Source organism: Fodinisporobacter ferrooxydans (genome assembly GCF_022818495.1).
GTDB classification, from domain to species: domain Bacteria; phylum Bacillota; class Bacilli; order Tumebacillales; family MYW30-H2; genus Fodinisporobacter; species Fodinisporobacter ferrooxydans.
Map to the genome: position 1 here is coordinate 766808 of NZ_CP089291.1, position 18874 is coordinate 785681.

Below are 18874 nucleotides of genomic sequence, written 5' to 3' on the forward strand. Positions count from 1 at the left end.
CGTTCTGACAAACATCCCAAGCTGCAACCTGCCTAATCCTTGTGCAAGCATCAAAATAAAAACGATTCATTGGATTGAAACCATGAACACAATCACATAAGGTCTGGGATACAGCAATAAGCCGGGATCGGGTCCCCGGCTTTTTATTCATTTGTTGAACGCTGTACTGCTTGGCTGCTGCAGATGCCATAAAAGCGACCGCGGGCAACCCCTCCTATCTGTCCCGGATGGCTACCGTACACCTGGAAATACAAATCAACTTATCCGCCTCATCTTCCAGCCGTATTTCCCAGACCATCGTGGTCCGTCCTTTAAATAAAGGCGCAGCAGTCGCCTTTACGATCCCGTCCTGCTTGCTGCGCAGATGATTCGCATTGATTTCCAGGCCCACAGCATACTGTTTCTCCAAGTCAATATTGGCAAATGTACCGATGCTGGCGACCGTTTCCGCCAAAGCAACAGATGCACCGCCATGCAAAAGTCCGAACGGCTGATGTGTGCGATGATCGACAGGCATCGTACCTACCACCCGATCCGGTGAGACTTCTTTCAACTCAATCCCAAGCAACTCCAACATGGTTCCTTTTGTATTCCATTCCGCCATTTTTCACCCTCGTTTTATACAGAATTTCTATCGCTACTTGCATATTCATTCTAACAGACAAATTACATGTTCGTGAATGAATCAAGAAGGATTCAAGTGGTCGGGAGCAAATATAACAACGTAACAAAATCAATCCATCATCTAGAGACATCATCCAGAGAAAAATTTCTGAATTTTCAAAACAACTTTAGGAGGGGGCACAATGACACTGCTTCGCAATCTGTCCGTTCGTTTCAAAATTATCGTATTACTTTTTATTGCCATCCTTGCATTGGCCAGTATTTGGATCGTCAATTACAACACAATGAACAAAATGAACGAGAATACAGTTTCCATGTACCAGGAGCAACTTCTTCCCGTTCAGTGGATTGAATCCATTCGCGCAGACAACACACAGATTTTTTCCGATATTTTGGAAATGATCATTTCTGACGATCCCGGTGTGGATGGCCGCATGGACATAGACATTAGCGCCCGTACGAAAGAGATTCAAAAATTGCTCGATCAATACGGGAAAGTGAATCTTGATTCCTACGAGAAAAACAATCTGGAAAGTCTCAATATTTCCTGGCAGCAGTACATGCATGTACACGCCAGAACGATTGCGATTGCCGAGCAGTTGGGCAAGCAGAACGAAGCGTACGATGCGTATACGACAGACCTTTTCCCCGTCCGGCAACAACTGGATGATATTTTACATAAATTAAGCGTTCATACGGAACAAGTGGCAAATCAAATCAATCAACAAAATCAACAATCCTTTCTTCACACAAAATTCGTTTCTATCGTTATCTTTGCCGTCGCTATTTTCATATGCGCATTCATTGGCATGCTCATTGACGGAACCATACGCAAGCCTATCATACAAATTCAAACCGTTATGAAACAGGCCGAAGCAGGTGACTTGACCGTTCAGGGAAATTACCGTTCCAAGGATGAAATCGGTCAATTGATGCGATCCTTCAATTCCATGATCACAGGTTTGCAAGTCTTGATTCGACAAGTAAGGGATAATGCGATCAGCCTTGCCGCCACTGCGGAACAACTACAGGCAAGTTCCGAACATACAAGCAAAGCAAGTGAACAGATTGCCGTTTCCATCCAAGAGATGTCAGCCGGCACGGAAATACAGGTGCACAGCGTCGATGAAACGGTTCAGACGGTAGAACAGATGTCTGCAAGCGTGCAACAAATCGCTGCAAGTTCACAGGAAGTCTCTACAAAGGCATCCAATGCCCTCAATACGGCAAATCAGGGATCGCAAGCGATTCACAAAACGATTCAACAAATGAACTCGATTCATGCAACTGTGGATCAATCAGCCCAAACGATTCGTGAACTCGGAGAGCAGGCACATCATATCGGTACGATCGTCGAAACGATCTCAGGAATCGCTGCACAGACAAATCTTTTGGCTTTAAACGCTGCCATTGAAGCTGCAAGAGCAGGGGAGCATGGAAGAGGATTTTCTGTAGTGGCGGATGAAGTGAGAAAATTGGCGGAAGAATCGTCCAAATCTGCCAAACAAATTTCCGACTATATCACTTCCATTCACCAAAAAATCGGTTCTGTCGTAAAATCGATGGAACAAGGGACACGGGAAGTAACGACGGGAATCGATGTTGTGCAAGTGGCCGGACAATCCTTTCAAAATATACAGACAGCAGTACAGGATGTGGCAACTCAAATCAAAGACGTATCTGCATCTGTGCAGCAAATGGCGGCTGGTGCTGAACAAGTAGTCAAAGCCATCGCTTCCATTTCCACAACGGCCGATCGTTCCTTATCCGGTGTGAAGATCGTCTCGACTGCAACCGAAGAACAACTGGCGTCCATGCAGGAAATTACCGCATCCGCCCATTCCTTATCGATGATGGCAGATGAACTGGAACAACTGGTGAAGACATTTAATGTATGAAAAATAGGGACTCCTGCACATGACTGCAAATGCTCGCAAGCGTGTGAAGGAGTCCCGATCTGAATGTTTGTTATACAGTCGCCGCGGATTGTATAGCTTGGTCTTGTTCTTGGAAGGCTTGTTTTAACACGCTGACTCCTTGATCGAGCTGCTGCTGCTCCACAATCAAAGGCGGCAGAATGCGCACCGTATTTGCCCCTGCCACCAAAACAATCAAACCCTTATCCAAACAACGTTTGACAATCTCATTGGCAACCGGTTTTTCTACGACAATTCCTTGGATCAATCCCAATCCCCGAATTTCTTTTACCCAATCGTAGGATTGCACCAACGCTTGCAACGCATCCTGCAAGTACGCGCCCGTCTCCTGTACATGCTGCAAAAAGGCGGGTTCTTTCACAATCTCAATGGTAGCAACGCCGGCAGCGGTGACAAGCGGATTGCCCCCAAATGTCGTGCCGTGGGTGCCTGGTGTAAACACTTTGGAAATTTCCGCTTTTGCCAAAACAGCGCCAATCGGCACGCCATTTCCCAATCCCTTGGCCAATGTCATGATGTCCGGAATGACACCGAATTGCTGATAGGCAAATAACGTACCTGTCCGCCCGCAACCCGTTTGCACTTCATCGAAAATCAACAACACTTGATGTTCGGTACACCATGCCCGCAATTCCTGCAAGAATTCCTCGGCAAATGGTATGACTCCGCCTTCCCCTTGAATCGGCTCCAACATGACAGCACAGGTGGCTTCTGTGTAGAGTGCTTTGACACTCTCCATATCCCCAGGCACCGCATGTGCAAAGCCAGGTGTCAATGGTGCAAAGCCTTCCTGGTATTTGGGCGTCGGTGTAGCGGCGAGGGCGCCGAATGTCCGACCGTGAAACGCATTGTGAAACGTGATAATTTCATGTTTTTCCGGCCCATATGTCAATTGGGCATACCGCCGCGCCAGCTTGATCGCACCTTCATTTGCCTCTGCGCCGCTATTGCAAAAAAGCACCTGGTCAAAATCGGAGTTTTCCACAAGCAACTGCGCCAATTTCGTTTGTGCAGGAATGTGAAAAAGATTGGAGCAATGCAGCAATTGTCCCGCTTGTTCAGAAATCGCAGCGGTAACCGCCGGATGTGCATGGCCAAGCGATGTTACGGCGATTCCGCTGCTGAAATCCAAAAATTTCTTGCCTTCCAAATCGTATAAAAAACACCCTTCGCCTTTTGCAAAGGCGATTGGCAGCCGCCCGTAATTGGGCATCAAATATTGTTTGGACGCGGAAAAAAGCTCCTCATACGTCATCCCGTATTCCCCCCTGCATTGGATGTGTCGGCACACACATTGGATGTATCGGTACACATGCCATGTTTTCTAACATGCATACATGCAATATGACGCCGCCATTTTTACCTCACTGCATTTTGCACGGCAATTTCTACGCCAATGTCTTTCGTCATACTTTTCTTTTTTCCGTGTTTTTACTCACAATTTTTACGCCACAATTTTTGTGCCATGAGGCAATTGTTCAATCAGCGTTTCCGCCAAAATGCCGGTTTTGCGTCCATCGACAATCTGTACCAGCTGCGCACCCGCTTCCAGCGCATATAGACAGGCTTCCATCTTGGGAATCATGCCGCCGTAAATTTCACCGCTTGCAATCATGCTCTCAATCTCTTGCCTGGTCAGTGTATCGGCGACAATCGGCTGTCCGTCTGACTGTGTGTGTGACTGGCGCATGACGCCGGCAACGTCCGTTAAAAATATGCATCGGCTTGCTTGCAACGCTCCCGCAATCGCGCCTGCCGCTTCATCCGCATTAATATTAAAGCGTTGACCTTGCGCATCCATCCCGATCGGTGCGACGACAGGAATGTATTGGGTCGCAACCGCAACTTCCAGAAGTTCCGTAGCGACTGACTTGACATCGCCGACAAACCCCAGCTCCGGCAGCTTCTGCCGCACTTGGATCATGCCGCCATCGACTCCGGAAAGGCCGATCGCTTTTCCGCCCTGTTTTTGAATTTCCGCCACCAGCTGCAGATTTACTTTTCCCCGCAGAACCATTTCTACTACATCCAATGTCGGCGCATCTGTCAAACGCAAACCGTTGACAAACTTGCCTTCAATCTGCAGACGGCTCAACATCGAAGTGATGTCTTTACCGCCGCCGTGCACCAACACAGGCTTCCATCCGGATTGCTGCAATTTCAATACGTCCTGAATCACGTCTGCCAATCCGCTGCCGATGGAACTCCCGCCATATTTGATGACAACAATCTCGCCATGCATGAATCGATCAACCTTTCGTATCTTGCATTCAGTCTTGTCATTTATTGAAATATCCTAACACTTGAAGACACTCGAAGCGATTTTCTGAAATCCGCTTTCGATTCAGAACTGCCGGTTTGATTCCGAGTAGCCGACTTCTGTTTTTTGCCGTTCTACGCCACTAGTCTATTTAGCTGCGATAACTTGCGTTGATCTTGACATAATCATACGTTAAATCGCAACCATACGCAGTGGCTGCCGCTTCTCCCAAGCCCAGATCGACTTTGATCACAACCGGATCGCCCAGCAAATATTCTTTCGCGGCTTCCTCATCAAAGGGAATGCCCATTCCCTTCTTCGCAACCGGTATATTACCCAGCCAAATATCTACCGACTCTTGCACAATGTCCACACCTGCATAACCAACGGCACATAGAATGCGGCCCCAGTTGGCATCCGCTCCATAGACAGCCGTTTTGACAAGATTCGACCCAATAATCGCTTTGGCGATTTTCCGCGCATCTTCGACCGATTTCGCGCCATGTACGCGCGCTTCCACAAGTTTTGTCGCACCTTCTCCATCGCGGGCAATCGATTTTGCCAGATATACAGCCACATCCTGAAATGCCTGTGCAAACACCGGCCAATCCGGGTGCTCCGGCGATAACAAGGATGTTCCCGCCTGCCCGTTCGCCATGACCAAAACCATATCATTTGTGCTCGTATCGCCGTCAACCGTGATCATATTAAAGGATTCATTTGTCACGTCGCGCAGCAACTGTTGCAAATCGGCCGCCCCGACCGCCGCATCTGTTGTCAAAAAGCCCAGCATTGTCGCCATATTCGGATGAATCATGCCGGAACCTTTGACAGCGCCGCCGATCGTTACCTGTTTGCCCTCGATGTTCACGGTTGCCTGGTATTGCTTCAAACAAGTGTCAGTTGTGGTAATCGCTTTGGCAAACGTTTCAAACCCCTCGACGGCAGCTTCCCGGCACGCGGCCTTGATCCCAGTCTGCACTTGCTCCATCGGCAGCTCGACGCCGATGACGCCTGTCGAAGCGACTGCCACATGCGCCGCAGGGATCCCCAACTGATCTGCCGTCACTGCCTGCATCGTTTGCGCGTCTTCCCAACCTTTGGCACCTGTACAGGCATTTGCATTACCGCTATTTACAACAATCGCTTGCAAAATGCCATTCTGAACAACGGATTCATTCAACTGCACACATGCCGCGCGTACCCGGTTTAACGTAAAAACCCCGGCTGCCGCTGCCGGGACGTCCGAGACGACTATACCCAAATCGAGATGTTCTTTCTTGATTCCCGCATGTACGCCAACTGCCCGAAATCCTTTTGCCGCTGTAATCCCAAATCCGTTCATTTGGCTTACAACCTGTGTTTGCACTTGTTGTTCCATTCCTGCTATTTCCTCCTTATGGATACAGCGGACTCATTTCGAGGCCGGTTGTCTCATCGAGCCCATACATCACATTCAAATTTTGCACTGCCTGACCTGCCGCCCCTTTGACGAGATTATCGATGACAGAAACGGCAATCAACTGCTTCGTCCGTTGATCGAGATACAAGCCGATATCGCAATAGTTCGTTCCATATACTTCTTTTGTCTGCGGAAACTGCCCGATCGGACGGATCCGCACAAAGGGGGAATCCTGATAAAACTCTTGATATGTCTCGTAAATCTGTTCTTGTGTGAGTTGGCCGCATGCCTTACTTTGCAGCGGCAGATAGGATGTTGCCAATATCCCCCGCGTCATCGGTACGAGATGCGGCGCAAACGTCACACAGGTATCCTGTCCGCTCGCCAGGCTAAGATGGTATTCAATTTCCGGCGTATGTTGGTGTGCACCGATTTTATACGCCTTGAAATTTTCATTGATTTCCGAAAAATGGGTTCCCAGTCCTACGCCTCGTCCCGCTCCGGAAACACCCGACTTGGCGTCGATGATGATGCGCCTGCCATCGATCCATCCTGCCTGCAAGCTCGGCAAAATCGCCAATTGGGCGGCCGTCGTGTAGCATCCGGGATTGGATATAAACGTTGCGCCTGCCACTTTTGTGCGGGCAATTTCCGTTAGCCCGTACACTGCTTGCCGGAAAATCGCCGCATCTGCCGGCATTTTCTTATACCAAGCTTCATACAAATCAGCCGGAATCCGATGATCGCCCCCCAAGTCGATCACACGCAAGCCTTGCTCCAGCAATTGCGGAACCAAAGCGGAGGACAATCCGGCCGGCAGTGACAAGAACACCACATCCGCGCATTGGGCAATCGTATGTACATCGATCGCTTTCAGAGTAGATACGCCATCATCATGGATGGACAATGCCAGCGAAGACTGCAAAAGACCCGTCAAATGTGGATATACGGCCGCCAATTCCTGCCCGGTGTAGGAATCGGAGGTCAGATAGGTCAACTCCGCTTCCGGATGCCGCAGCAACAATCGGACAAGCTCAATTCCCGCATAACCGGTGGCGCCAATAATCGCAACTTTCAAATCTATCATCTCCAATATTTGTTCGAACAATCGGTTTTGTATTTTACATCAAGGGCTGCTATAAAAACTTATAGAAAATACCTGAAATAATTTGCAAAATAATATATGAATTATTATACGTAAATATGCATAATTTTTCAATTATAAGTTTGACATGATACGTTTGACTAATATGGCACATACGGTAAGTGCGTAAAGTTAAAACGTACAGAAAAAGGCACGCTTTTTCAGCATGCCTGTCTATACTATACACCGATTGATTCTATTTATACGGTACGATTTCCTTTGCCCCCACAGGGATAAGTCTCACTAGGTGCTGAAGCACCAAGTTCGGCTTTATTTCACATTCGGATATGGGGCGTTTCCTTTTGTCGCTCTCCAGAGGATCTTGTTTAAGACATCTGACGGTACCATGTCTTCTTTGCTGAAGTCCAGTTTCGCAGAAAGCTCCGCTGCCGGTGCGTTTTGCCCATTGATTGCGTTCAAAGGATATTCCGGGCTTGCAACTGTATATGGAGCCATGTTTGGATCTTTTGTAAATGCATTCAGCATCGGTGTCGCCGCTGCGTCATACTGAGTCATCGGCTTCATGCCCAGAATCAATTCCATGGTCTTCAGCATGGACGCCGTATCGTAGAATGTGCTGTCCACTTTTCCCGTTTGCGTGTATGGACTGATCACCAAGGATTCTGTCCGGTGTGCGTCTACATGGTCGTATCCATTTTGCGCGTCATCTTCCGTCACAAAAATAGCCGTACTTTTCCAGTCTTTCGAATGACTGACTGTATCCACCAATTGTCCCAAAGCGTAATCATTTTGTGCGACCATTGCTTGTGGAGTGAGCGCTCCAGCCTTGGTTCCTGACGTATGGTCATTTGGCAGACGGACAATTTCCAATTGTGGCAAACTGCCATTTTGCTCGAATTGATTGAACTCTTTTTTCCACTCGCTGATACGATCAAGGTCTGAGATAGTCAAATTCCAACCGGGGTAATTGGGGTCATATCGATTTCCGATACTAGGATCGGTTGGAAGCCATTGCCCTTTATTCGTGTCATAATTCATAAATTCCCCATAGTCGCGGAATGACACATTCGCTTGTATTGCGTTGTCCCACAGAAAACCTGCTTTTGGATATGTAGCGCTGTTGGTGCCTTCGAAATCATATCCTCTGTTCCGACCAGAATAGTTTGCCATCCAGTTCTTTTCTACATAGTCGTTCGATTTTGCGCCAGTCGCCCAGTTATGGCCTTGTGCGCTGATTTCTGCGTCTGCATAGAAGTTATCAAGTGTAACAAACTGATTGGCAAGTTTGTGCAGGTTTGGCGTGATTGTTTTTCCGAACATCGTCAAGCTCGGATCGCCGTTTCCTTTGCCCAAATCCCCAAACACTTGGTCATATGTGCGATTTTCCTTAATTACGTAGATGATGTGTTTGATGGGGGATTTTTGTGAAAGGTGTCTTGGAATCACGAATTCATGATTTGACTGGCCATTCCGTTCACCATGTTGATCTTGTATAAAACGGTCATTGTTTTTTACTTGTTCTGTATATTGCGCCAACTGGCCCTGATCGGGAGCAGCGATGAACGATAGGGTTCCGTCAATCATATTGCCGATATACTGTTTTTGCGTATTAGGACCGGCGCCTAAGCCTTTCGCATTCAGCACCATCAATTGCTTGCCGTCTGCGCTTACTTGCACGGCGGTCGGATACCATGCGGTTGGAATCAATCCTTTCACATTTCCTTTTGCCAGATCAATGACTGCGATATCATTATTTCCGGCGTTGGCGACATATAATTTTTGACCGTCCGGACTTACGGCCAGAGCATCCGGCTGGGAGCCCGTCGGCGCACTGTGATAAGGCGCAAGAGAGATCGTTTTGCTTACGCTTTGCGACTTTGGATCGATGACGGAGATTTCATCACTATCGGAATTTGCCACATAGATTTGATGATTGACCGGATTTTCGGCAATCGCATTTGGATGCAGACCAACTTTGATCGTCTTTTCAACTGTCATGTTGCCGACGTTGATTGCCGTAACGCTGCTTTCTCCCCAATTGCTGACATATAGAGTTTTTCCATCTTGGCTAAGAAATGCCGTATAGGGGTTTTGCCCAACCGGGGTTGTTGTTGTAATTTGTCCGGAAGCCAGATCAATATGGGAAACGGAGTTATTCATATTGTCTGCAACATACAACGATTTCCCATCTGGAGATACGGACAATCCGGCGGGATAAAAATTGGTGTTATTAGAATCCTTCATTAAAATTGGATTTTGTTCCGTTAGTGTGCCGTCGTGAAAAGAGAATACACGGATTTTGTTATTCCCTCCGGCAGATGCGTACAATGTTTTGCCGTCCGGACTAAAAGCAACTCCCAGGTAAAGAGCTTCCTTCGACTGATATGGGATGGTTTGAATGACTTTTTGGGCGTTTAGATCAACGACTTGCAATGACTGTGTGCCTTGCCCGTCATTCGATACGACCAAATACCGATGATCCGGACTGACTGCACCGCCCATGGGGAAGTCGCCCAGTGTCAGTTGTTTACCGGCAGGCGTGAGATACCAGCCATCCGATGCAACTCCTGTCCCATCCGCTTGCGGACCTGCTGCCATTTGCTCTGCCGCAAACGCAGAACCGGTTCCAAAAACAAGTGCAGCTACTGCTACTGACGCAACCTTTTTGCTCCATCCGATGTTTTTCATTTCTCTTCCTCCTCCTGTTGACGCACAATAGGTTTTTTCTATTTCTTTGTCTAAGGAAAAGCTTGTTGCACTTTCATGCTACAAGAATGATGTAAATCTATTGTTTGTTATTGGTTAAAATACTGTTAAATTCTATTTATTCCATTTATTCACTTGGTTTTACGATTATTTTTAACTACAATAGAAAAATACACAGCATCCAATTCATTCAATTGGAAATATTTTCATTTTTTCGCTTACATGTTTTCAATAAAAAAAGACGACACATCTGTCGCCTTTTTCTACTGTTTGAAGGAATCAGGTATAAATTATTTGTTACTGTTATTGTCGTTATTGTTGCTGTTATTGATTACTTCCCCTGTTATAGGATCCAAGAACAATTTCTTGCTTTGAGGATCGTGCTTAAAATCGAACATATTCGTTAAAGAGTTGGAGGCAGCATCATAGGATCCGTCGCCGATCCGGCCCAAATTCCAGTTATCCTCGATAAAGCGGAGAATCGAAGCTTGGTTTGTTACCGTATGATCGACAAAATTCTGTTTCGCATAGGGAGAAATCACCAGCAGCGGTATACGTGGGCCAAGACCGGCGCGATCCAGATAGGAACCGAGTTTTGGAGTACCGGCGTTTCCAATGCCGAATAAAATATCTGTTTTCGGATCGTTCGAACCATTTAGGAGCGGATTTGCCATGACATGATCATACCAGCCATCCGAGTCATCGTAGTTAATGATGACTGCGGTATTTTTCCATTCCGGCAGTTGTTGCAGATGATTGATTGTTTCAACAATAAAATGTTGCTCGTCGATAGGATCTGAATACCCCGCATGTCCGTCTTGATACATAGGAGCTTTCAGAAAACTGACTGCAGGCATGTTGCCGGAATCTGCGGCCGTCCAGAAGTCCGACATGCCATATTGGTGGTTGGCCTGATCCGTATGACCGATCATTTGTGCCGATGTCGGAGGCAAATGGTTCGGATTCGCTGTAGATTTATAGTACTGGAACGGTTCATGGTGCGGACTGTAATCCGTTACCTGAGCGCCGCCGACATTTGTGGATTTGCGGTTTGGATCCCGAAAGCCGCCTTCAAACCAGCCCCATGTAACGTTCTTTGTATTTAAAAGATCCCCGATGTTCTTGCCAGTCATTTCAACGGTATTTCCTTTGGACGCCTTGTCAAAGTACGGGTCAACGTCGCTATATAAGGTACCATTGGTGTTTAACGCATTTTTAATAATGACTCCATTCGCATCGGGCGCAAGTTTTTTTGATGTTGGGTCTGTAACATTTGCGCTGTATCCGATTGCTCCATGTGTTTGCCCGGAAATGAGATTTAGCGCCCCTGGTGTGGACGGGCCAAATGTCGTTCCGAAAGAGTTGTCGCTCATCGCAAAATTTTGCGCATAATTCCATAATCCCGTTACGGTATTGCCGTCATAGTAGTTCATAACGATTGATGGATCCTGTCCCTTGACCGGCCAGTCGCCTTTACCGGTGTTTTGCACGAATTTATCCATTTTTCCGCCGTCAAACGCTGCCTGTTCTGCCGTGTACCCATGATCCATATCGTCTGTGATCGGCTGAGAACGATCCAGGCGTTGCGGATTTGCCAAGTTTGGATTGTTTTTTAAGAGATCCGGAGTCAAACCGTTTACTTTCGGCGTATTTGGTTTTGCTACGAATTTTGGTTCACCCGCCGGATTCTTTGCATTGGGATATGTACCAAAATAATGATCAAACGAGACATTTTCCCCAAAAATTACAACTACATGTTTAATAGGAGTAGTAGTTTGCGCAGCGTCATTGCCGTTCGCCACATTTGCCCCATAATTGCTCTCAAATCCAGAAGCGAACGTTGATAACGGCATAGCAAAAATAGAACTAAGTGCAACGATGCTTCCTGCCACTCCCATTGCCGTTTTCTTCAGTTTCATTTCTCTCCACTCCTTAAAGTGTTTTTCTATGTTTTTATGTTTCTATCATTGAGAATAAAGCATTTATGTAAATAGGCGATTAAGACAAATTTAATATATGGTAAAATTTGAGTATGTTTACATGCAAACAAAAAAGGCGCGACCTCATAAGAGCCAAGTCACGCAGGTTTGAATCCTTCCCCTAACACTTCATGTGCATCTGACACGATCACGAACGCATTCGGGTCAATGGTGCGAATGAGATCTTTTAACCGGGATACTTCCGATTGGTATACGACGCACATCAGTAAAGGGCGCTCTTCTCCGGTATATCCGCCCGTTGCCGTAAGTTTGGTTACGCCCCGGTCGATGTCGTACAGCAGTCCTTCGCGAACTTCTTCCACTTTTGACGTAATGATATAGGCGACTTTTGCCCGGCTGATTCCTTCTTGCACAAAGTCAATCGTTTTCGATGTGATAAAAAGAGAAATCAATGCATATAATACCCGTTCCACGCCAAACACGATGGCGGCCGTCAATATGATCGATCCATCGATGAAAAGCAATAAAAATCCCGGCTGTTTTCCGATATAATGCTGCAGCAAGCGAGCGACCAGATCCGTCCCGCCGGTGGTGGCACGCCCCCGAAACACGATTCCCAGTCCCAACCCCAGCAGCAGCCCGCCGTAAATGGATGCCAACAGCGCTTCATGTGTCAGAGGATGCTCCAACAGCGGCGATGTCAATTTGAAAAATAAAGACAAGCTAAGAGTTCCATATAAAGTTTTCAGTCCGAAATGACTGCCGCCAAGTTTCCAGACACCCACTAAGAACAACGGAATATTCAAAAGCAAATTGGTAATATAAATGGGTATTCCCGTCAATTTAAACAGGATAATCCCAATCCCCGTAAGTCCGCCTGTTACCGTATTATTGGGTGCAAAAATCCAGTTGACTGCAATCGAAATCATGAAAACGCCAATCGTAATCAGTACATAATCACGAATCGCATATTCCGAACGGTCTTTGCCTCTCCGCAACGGTTTTTGCAATGGTTTCTTTTCCAATGGCCACACCTCATCATGCATCCAGCATCTAAACATATATGTATAATCGTTATAAATAAAAACCTGCCTGAAGCTGCAATGCATTCCATTGCAATTCTTCACGCAGGCACGTTCCTACTTTGCTACACTTGTCTTATGACTCTTATGACGCATCATTCTTTGATTCCGCCATCTCTACTCATCTGCCGCTTCCGTTTGCAACTCCAGTTGTTTGCGCAAATAGGCATCGATAAAACTATCGATTTCCCCATCCATCACTGCTTGGACATTACCGATTTCCGCACCCGTGCGATGGTCTTTGACTAATGAATACGGATGAAATACATAGGAGCGAATCTGGCTTCCCCATGCGATCTCTTTCTGTTCGCCCCGCAGTTCGGCCAATTCTTTTTCCTGCTCTTCCCGCTTTTTCTCATACAAACGGGCTGCCAAAATCTTCATTGCCATCTGCCGATTCTTGATCTGCGACCGTTCCGACTGGCATGTTACCACGATTCCGGACGGCAAGTGGGTAATCCGTACCGCCGAATCCGTTGTATTGATATGTTGGCCGCCCGCCCCAGTGGATCGATAGGTGTCGACTTTTAAATCTTCTTGTCGAATATCAATATCCACATTTTCGTCAATTTCCGGCATCGCATCGACAGAAACGAAGGAAGTATGCCGACGGCCCGACGCATCGAAAGGCGAAATTCGCACAAGACGATGAACGCCCCGCTCGGAACGGAGATAGCCGTATGCGTTATATCCCTTAATGAGCAGTGTTACACTTTTGATGCCCGCTTCATCGCCTGCCAGGTAATCCAATGTCTCCACTTTAAAATCCCGCTTTTCCGCCCAACGGGTATACATCCGCAAAAGCATGGACGCCCAGTCTTGGGACTCTGTGCCGCCGGCGCCCGGATGAATTTCCAAAATGGCATTGTTGTGATCGTATTGCTCGTTTAACAACAATTCCAACTCGAAAGATTCCATTTGTTTTTGCAAATCCCGGACACCCTTATCCACTTCCCGAAACGCATCTGCGTCCCCTTCTTCCTGAGACAAGTCGAGGAGGACTTCCAGATCGTCAAACCCTTGCTGCAATGCATCCATTCGATCCACAAGACTTTTCAGACCGTTATTCTCCGCTATTACTTTTTGTGCCGCTTCTTGATCATCCCAAAAAGAGGCAGCGGCCATTTTTCCTTCCAACTCTTCGATCCGCTGCTTTTTTCCAGGTAAGTCAAAGAGACCTCCCGATATCCGCAAGACGTTTGGATATAAATGCTAAATCTTGCCGTAATTCTCCATATGTTTCTGCCATTGCTGCATCATCACCCTCCAAAAGATATGGGACAAATTCTACCCTTGAATCGCTTTTGTTTCGATCGGAGGAGTCGGTTCTTCGATGCCAATATGCGCCTTGAAGACATATGTTGCGACTTCTTCACGGATGCTGTGAATCATTTCCTCGAACATATCGAAGCCTTCCATCCGATATTCGACAAGAGGGTCTTTCTGACCGTACGCCCGCAAGTGAATCCCTTGACGCAAATGATCCATGGCATCAATATGGTCCATCCATTTGCCATCGACGGAACGCAATAAAATCATGCGCTCCAACTGTCCCATCAATTCGCCAAGCATTTCTTCCCGCTTCTGATACTCCTCTTCCACAACGCCATGCATAAATTCAAGGATTTCTTCCCGGGTTTTGCCTTGAAGATCATCCATTGCAATCCGGTCATGCGCAAGGAAGGTGTGTTCCGCATAATCGATAAAACCTTGCAGATCCCATTCTTCCGGCAACTGTTCCGCATTGCAGTACGTATCCAGCATAAAGTCCAGCAGGTCATGCACCATGCCGACCACAATATCCCGCAATTCCTCTCTCTGCAGGATTTCACGACGCTGCTTGTAGATAACTTCCCTTTGTGTATTCATGACATCGTCAAAACGCAACACGTGTTTCCGAATGTCGAAGTTGTTGCCTTCCACCCGCTTTTGCGCACTTTCGATCGCTCTTGATACAAGGCGGTTCTCAATCGGCTGATCTTCTTCCAGACCTAGCTTTTCCATGATGTTCATGATGTTTTCCGCGCCGAACAAACGCATCAGATCGTCTTCCAGCGACAAGAAGAACTGAGAGGATCCCGGATCTCCCTGACGTCCGGCACGTCCCCGCAGCTGATTGTCAATCCGGCGGCTTTCATGACGCTCTGTGCCGATAATGTGCAAGCCGCCAAGCTCTGTGGCGCCATCTTTCAAGATGATGTCCGTTCCCCGTCCGGCCATATTTGTCGCGATCGTCACAGAACCTTTGCGGCCTGCTTCCGCCACAATTTCCGCTTCCCGCTCGTGCTGCTTTGCATTTAGCACGTGATGCGGAATGCCGCGTTTCTTCAACATCTCAGACAGCAATTCCGATTTCTGAATGGACGTTGTTCCGACAAGAATCGGTTGTCCCTGTTCGTGCCGTTTTACGATTTCCTCCACAACCGCGCGGAATTTTCCGCGTTCATTTTTGTAAATCACATCTGGCAGATCTTCGCGGATATTTGGCATATTCGTCGGAATTACCACCACATCCATGCCGTAAATGCTGCGCAATTCCTCTTCTTCCGTCTTCCCTGTCCCTGTCATGCCTGACAGTTTCTGATACATGCGGAAATAGTTCTGCAACGTAATCGTTGCCAATGTCTTGCTTTCATTTTGAACGCGGACGCCTTCTTTTGCTTCGATTGCCTGATGCAAACCTTCACTGTAGCGGCGTCCGATCATCAAACGCCCGGTAAATTCATCGACGATAATCACTTCATCATTTTGCACCACATAATCCCGATCCCGTTTGAACAGGGCATGTGCCTTCAGCGCTTGCTGAATATGGTGATTGAACGTTATATAATTGGGGTCAAACAGATTCGGAATCTGGAAATATTTTTCCGCCTTCTTTGTCCCTTGATCTGTCAGATTGACAGCCCTTGCCTTTTCATCCACCGTGTAATCATTTTCCTCGCCTTCCTTCAGACCCAGGACAAACAGATTGGCGCGGATGTAGAGTTCTGTAGACTTTTCCGCAGGCCCCGAGATGATCAGCGGAGTCCTCGCTTCATCGATCAGGATGCTGTCGACCTCGTCGACGATGGAATAAAACAAGTCACGCTGCACCATTTGTTCTTTTGATGTGACCATATTGTCGCGCAGATAGTCAAAACCGAACTCGTTATTGGTGCCATATGTGATATCTGCCGTATAGGCCGCCTGTTTTTGGTTGTGATCCATGTTGGCGATATTCAGGCCAACTGTCAGACCCAGGAAACGGTGGACTTGTCCCATCTGTTCACTGTCGCGTCTTGCCAGGTAATCATTGACGGTGATCACATGAACCCCTTGTCCGGCAAGAGCATTCAAATACGACGGAAGCGTGGCGACTAATGTTTTCCCTTCCCCTGTCTTCATTTCCGCTACACGACCTTGATGCAAGACGATACCGCCCAGCAGCTGAACATCAAAGTGGCGCATGCCCAGAACCCTCTTGGATGCCTCGCGAACGACTGCAAATGCTTCCGGCAACAAATCGTCAAGAGACTCGCCATTTGCATAGCGCTCTTTAAACTCGTCTGTCTTGCCGCGCAACTGCTCATCGCTTAACGCTTCAATTTCCGGTTCCAAGGAATTGATAAAATCGACCGTTTTTAATAGACGCTTCACTTCACGATCATTTGTAGTACCTACCATTTTTTTAAGCAGGCCGATCAAAGAACCCACCCCTCTTTCTTTTCAATACGTTCCAAGAGCTTTCAAAACTATCGTAAGAATGTCCTCGATAACTGGAATCAGATAACTTTCATTCAAAAATGAAAATTCGAATCAAAAACAGAACAAAAATGTACACAATCGCTCTAGGTTAAAATTTTATCATCAATTCGAAAATAAGTACAACCCATTGCTTGGCATTTATTGTGTCATTTTTTGCAAAAATAATTATAGAGCAGGATTCGGACATAAGAAACCGGGAAATATAGAAAAATGCCCGGATGCATGGCGCATGCGGGCAACCGAACGACACAGCGGATACGATGACAACCGGTTGCGGCACTTAACCGGGCAGCTAGGATCTTCGCTCCGATTGGCGCACTTCCAAATCGCCTTTTAATAGACCCGCCAATGCAGCAATCAAGATAACCAGCCACCACTTCGTAAATGGAATCCATAAGAAAGCAACGAACAAGATTGCCAAGACGATTTCCAGCAAGATCGGATGAATAAAAAACCGTTTGCGGACATTCCACCAAACCAAATGAAACACGTTATACACCATTAAAAATACGACAAACTGCGCAATCCACTCCAATGCTTTCATAGACTTTCACCTCCTGCCACCAATGTATGCATGGCGATCCGGGCGGGTGCCTATCCAAAATCAAAAATGCTTGCACTTATTTTTTGCGCGTATTTTCTCATGCGTATTTTTTCGTACACGCTTTAAAGGTCTGACCTTTCCTCTTTATCTATGTATGTTTTTTGTTTTCAGTCTGACGTCGGTCTTTTAGAGGATGTTCAAAAAGTAGTCAAAACTCCACGGCGGATTGCTTTGCCGAATCCCAAAAAGGCTTACTCATGTACCAAACACGTACACTCCGTCGCCTTTTCGTACTTCGGCTTCGCACTCCTTGTGTCTTACTTAACCACTTTTTGAACGCGCACTTTTAGCAAAAAATGAATCCCTTGATTCACAAGGCCATGTCCACCTAGCAATACCGGGGCTTTACAAAATCTTGCCGCATTAGTCAACCGCCGCAATCGGGAATCCGCGATACGCTCATCCCATAACAAATCAGATGCAAATCGATCTTCATCCGAAAGCACCAATCGATGATGAGCCATCCAGACACGAGTATCCATGATGATGGCGTCGCTTTCTTTTGCAAGCTGCTGAAATGCATCTTCATAAGAAGGGAATCGCTCAAACCAGTCAGCGACCAATGACCAGACCAAATCTTGCTCATCCCGTCCAAGGCCTTTCATTCCGCGCTCTTCCGAGAAACATCGAACCCGTACTTTTATCTCCTGATTCAAAAATTGCACGATTTGCGGGGAAATGCGTCCGATCAACGTAATGGCGGGAAGCTGTTTTTCCTTCATTCTGCATAATAAACCCTGGATGTTCATTTCTGCCCTTGCAAACAAATCTTCATTTTCCTGAGTGAATGTACCTTGAGCGAGTTTCGATAGTGATGGTTCAAAGTTGAGATTGCGCAATGCCATCCATAGATCGATGGGAGTATCAATATCGAAACGAAACTGCAATCGATCCGGCCACAATTGGTAAATGAGACATGCTTGATCCCGTAAAGCAGCAGCCAACCCATTGTCTGTCTTTACATGTTTGATCTGATGGATCGCGTCAATCGGTGTCCAACCGACAACATCAGGAGATACAGGATTATTGGCCCAAACAGTTCGCGGACGATTTTGCAAAGAATCAATCAAACATTGAAAATCCGCTGTTTTCGCCAGAGGCAATGACGCACCGCCTAAAACGATGGCATTGCGAAGTGATGGTTGGATCGTAACATGCTGATCTATTAAATATGTACAGGCTGCCTGAAGAGTTTTTAAAAACGAGAAAGGAGAAATTGAAGATGTATCCAAAAGCAAGATTTGCTCTTGTTGACAATAGGAACGAATAAGCGGTTGATTGGAACAGACAACAATCCAAATCCCATCGCACTGTTGCAACTGTCGGATTGTCTCAATCGTCAGTTGATTCCGCCATGCTCTCATGGCACCGGCGATATTCGTATGCGGTGTATCTCCGCCTTCCATAACGATGACTGCTGATTGTGCCTGGGACATTCCGTATATAACTCCATTTATGTTATTCATCTAA

The 18874-nt window shown here is 46.8% G+C and carries 13 protein-coding genes; 1 reads left to right on the forward strand and 12 read right to left on the reverse strand.

Translation table 11 applies throughout. The features are described from left to right. Positions 1-214: 214 nt before the first annotated feature. On the reverse strand, positions 215-604 hold the full coding sequence (locus LSG31_RS03700; RefSeq protein ID WP_347438060.1) for a hotdog fold thioesterase: 390 nt from the start codon (positions 602-604) through the stop codon (positions 215-217). 202 nt (positions 605-806) lie between these two features. Between LSG31_RS03700 and LSG31_RS03705 the strand changes: the two genes are divergently transcribed. Continuing rightward, on the forward strand, positions 807-2522 hold the full coding sequence (locus LSG31_RS03705) for a methyl-accepting chemotaxis protein (RefSeq protein WP_347438061.1): 1716 nt from the start codon (positions 807-809) through the stop codon (positions 2520-2522). Positions 2523-2592: 70 nt separating this feature from the next. On the opposite strand, the gene LSG31_RS03710 is transcribed toward LSG31_RS03705, so the two are convergent. The 11 genes from LSG31_RS03710 to LSG31_RS03760 form a co-directional block, all read right to left on the reverse strand. Then, positions 2593-3816, reverse strand: coding sequence for an aspartate aminotransferase family protein (locus LSG31_RS03710; protein WP_347438062.1), 1224 nt, complete (start codon positions 3814-3816; stop codon positions 2593-2595). A 189-nt stretch (positions 3817-4005) separates the two neighbouring features. Further along, positions 4006-4803, reverse strand: a complete 798-nt coding sequence (argB, locus tag LSG31_RS03715; RefSeq protein WP_347438063.1) for an acetylglutamate kinase — start codon at positions 4801-4803, stop codon at positions 4006-4008. Between the two features lie 169 nt (positions 4804-4972). After that, the gene (gene argJ / locus LSG31_RS03720) at positions 4973-6202 is read right to left on the reverse strand and encodes a bifunctional glutamate N-acetyltransferase/amino-acid acetyltransferase ArgJ (protein ID WP_347438064.1); all 1230 of its coding nucleotides are present in this window, start codon (positions 6200-6202) and stop codon (positions 4973-4975) included. Between the two features lie 16 nt (positions 6203-6218). After that, positions 6219-7310, reverse strand: a complete 1092-nt coding sequence (argC, locus tag LSG31_RS03725; protein ID WP_347438065.1) for an N-acetyl-gamma-glutamyl-phosphate reductase — start codon at positions 7308-7310, stop codon at positions 6219-6221. Between the two features lie 327 nt (positions 7311-7637). After that, positions 7638-10016, reverse strand: a complete 2379-nt coding sequence (locus LSG31_RS03730) for a bifunctional YncE family protein/alkaline phosphatase family protein (RefSeq protein ID WP_347438066.1) — start codon at positions 10014-10016, stop codon at positions 7638-7640. Positions 10017-10324: 308 nt separating this feature from the next. Continuing rightward, the gene (locus LSG31_RS03735; RefSeq protein ID WP_347438067.1) at positions 10325-11953 is read right to left on the reverse strand and encodes a phospholipase C; all 1629 of its coding nucleotides are present in this window, start codon (positions 11951-11953) and stop codon (positions 10325-10327) included. 158 nt (positions 11954-12111) lie between these two features. Beyond that, a complete protein-coding gene (locus tag LSG31_RS03740; protein WP_347438068.1) occupies positions 12112-12999 on the reverse strand; it encodes a YitT family protein in 888 nt (295 codons plus the stop codon). 174 nt (positions 13000-13173) lie between these two features. Next, positions 13174-14305, reverse strand: a protein-coding gene (gene prfB / locus LSG31_RS03745) for a peptide chain release factor 2 (protein ID WP_347438069.1) whose coding sequence is annotated in 2 segments (ribosomal slippage) — positions 13174-14226 and positions 14228-14305 — 1131 coding nt in all. Because the reading frame shifts where the segments join, the coding sequence is not laid out codon by codon here. Positions 14306-14343: 38 nt separating this feature from the next. Then, positions 14344-16740, reverse strand: coding sequence for a preprotein translocase subunit SecA (secA, locus tag LSG31_RS03750; RefSeq protein ID WP_347438070.1), 2397 nt, complete (start codon positions 16738-16740; stop codon positions 14344-14346). 352 nt (positions 16741-17092) lie between these two features. Further along, a complete protein-coding gene (locus LSG31_RS03755) occupies positions 17093-17344 on the reverse strand; it encodes a hypothetical protein (RefSeq protein WP_347438071.1) in 252 nt (83 codons plus the stop codon). Between the two features lie 317 nt (positions 17345-17661). After that, positions 17662-18840 (reverse strand): hypothetical protein, encoded by a 1179-nt coding sequence (locus tag LSG31_RS03760; RefSeq protein ID WP_347438072.1) that lies wholly within the window; start codon positions 18838-18840, stop codon positions 17662-17664. Positions 18841-18874 lie beyond the last annotated feature (34 nt).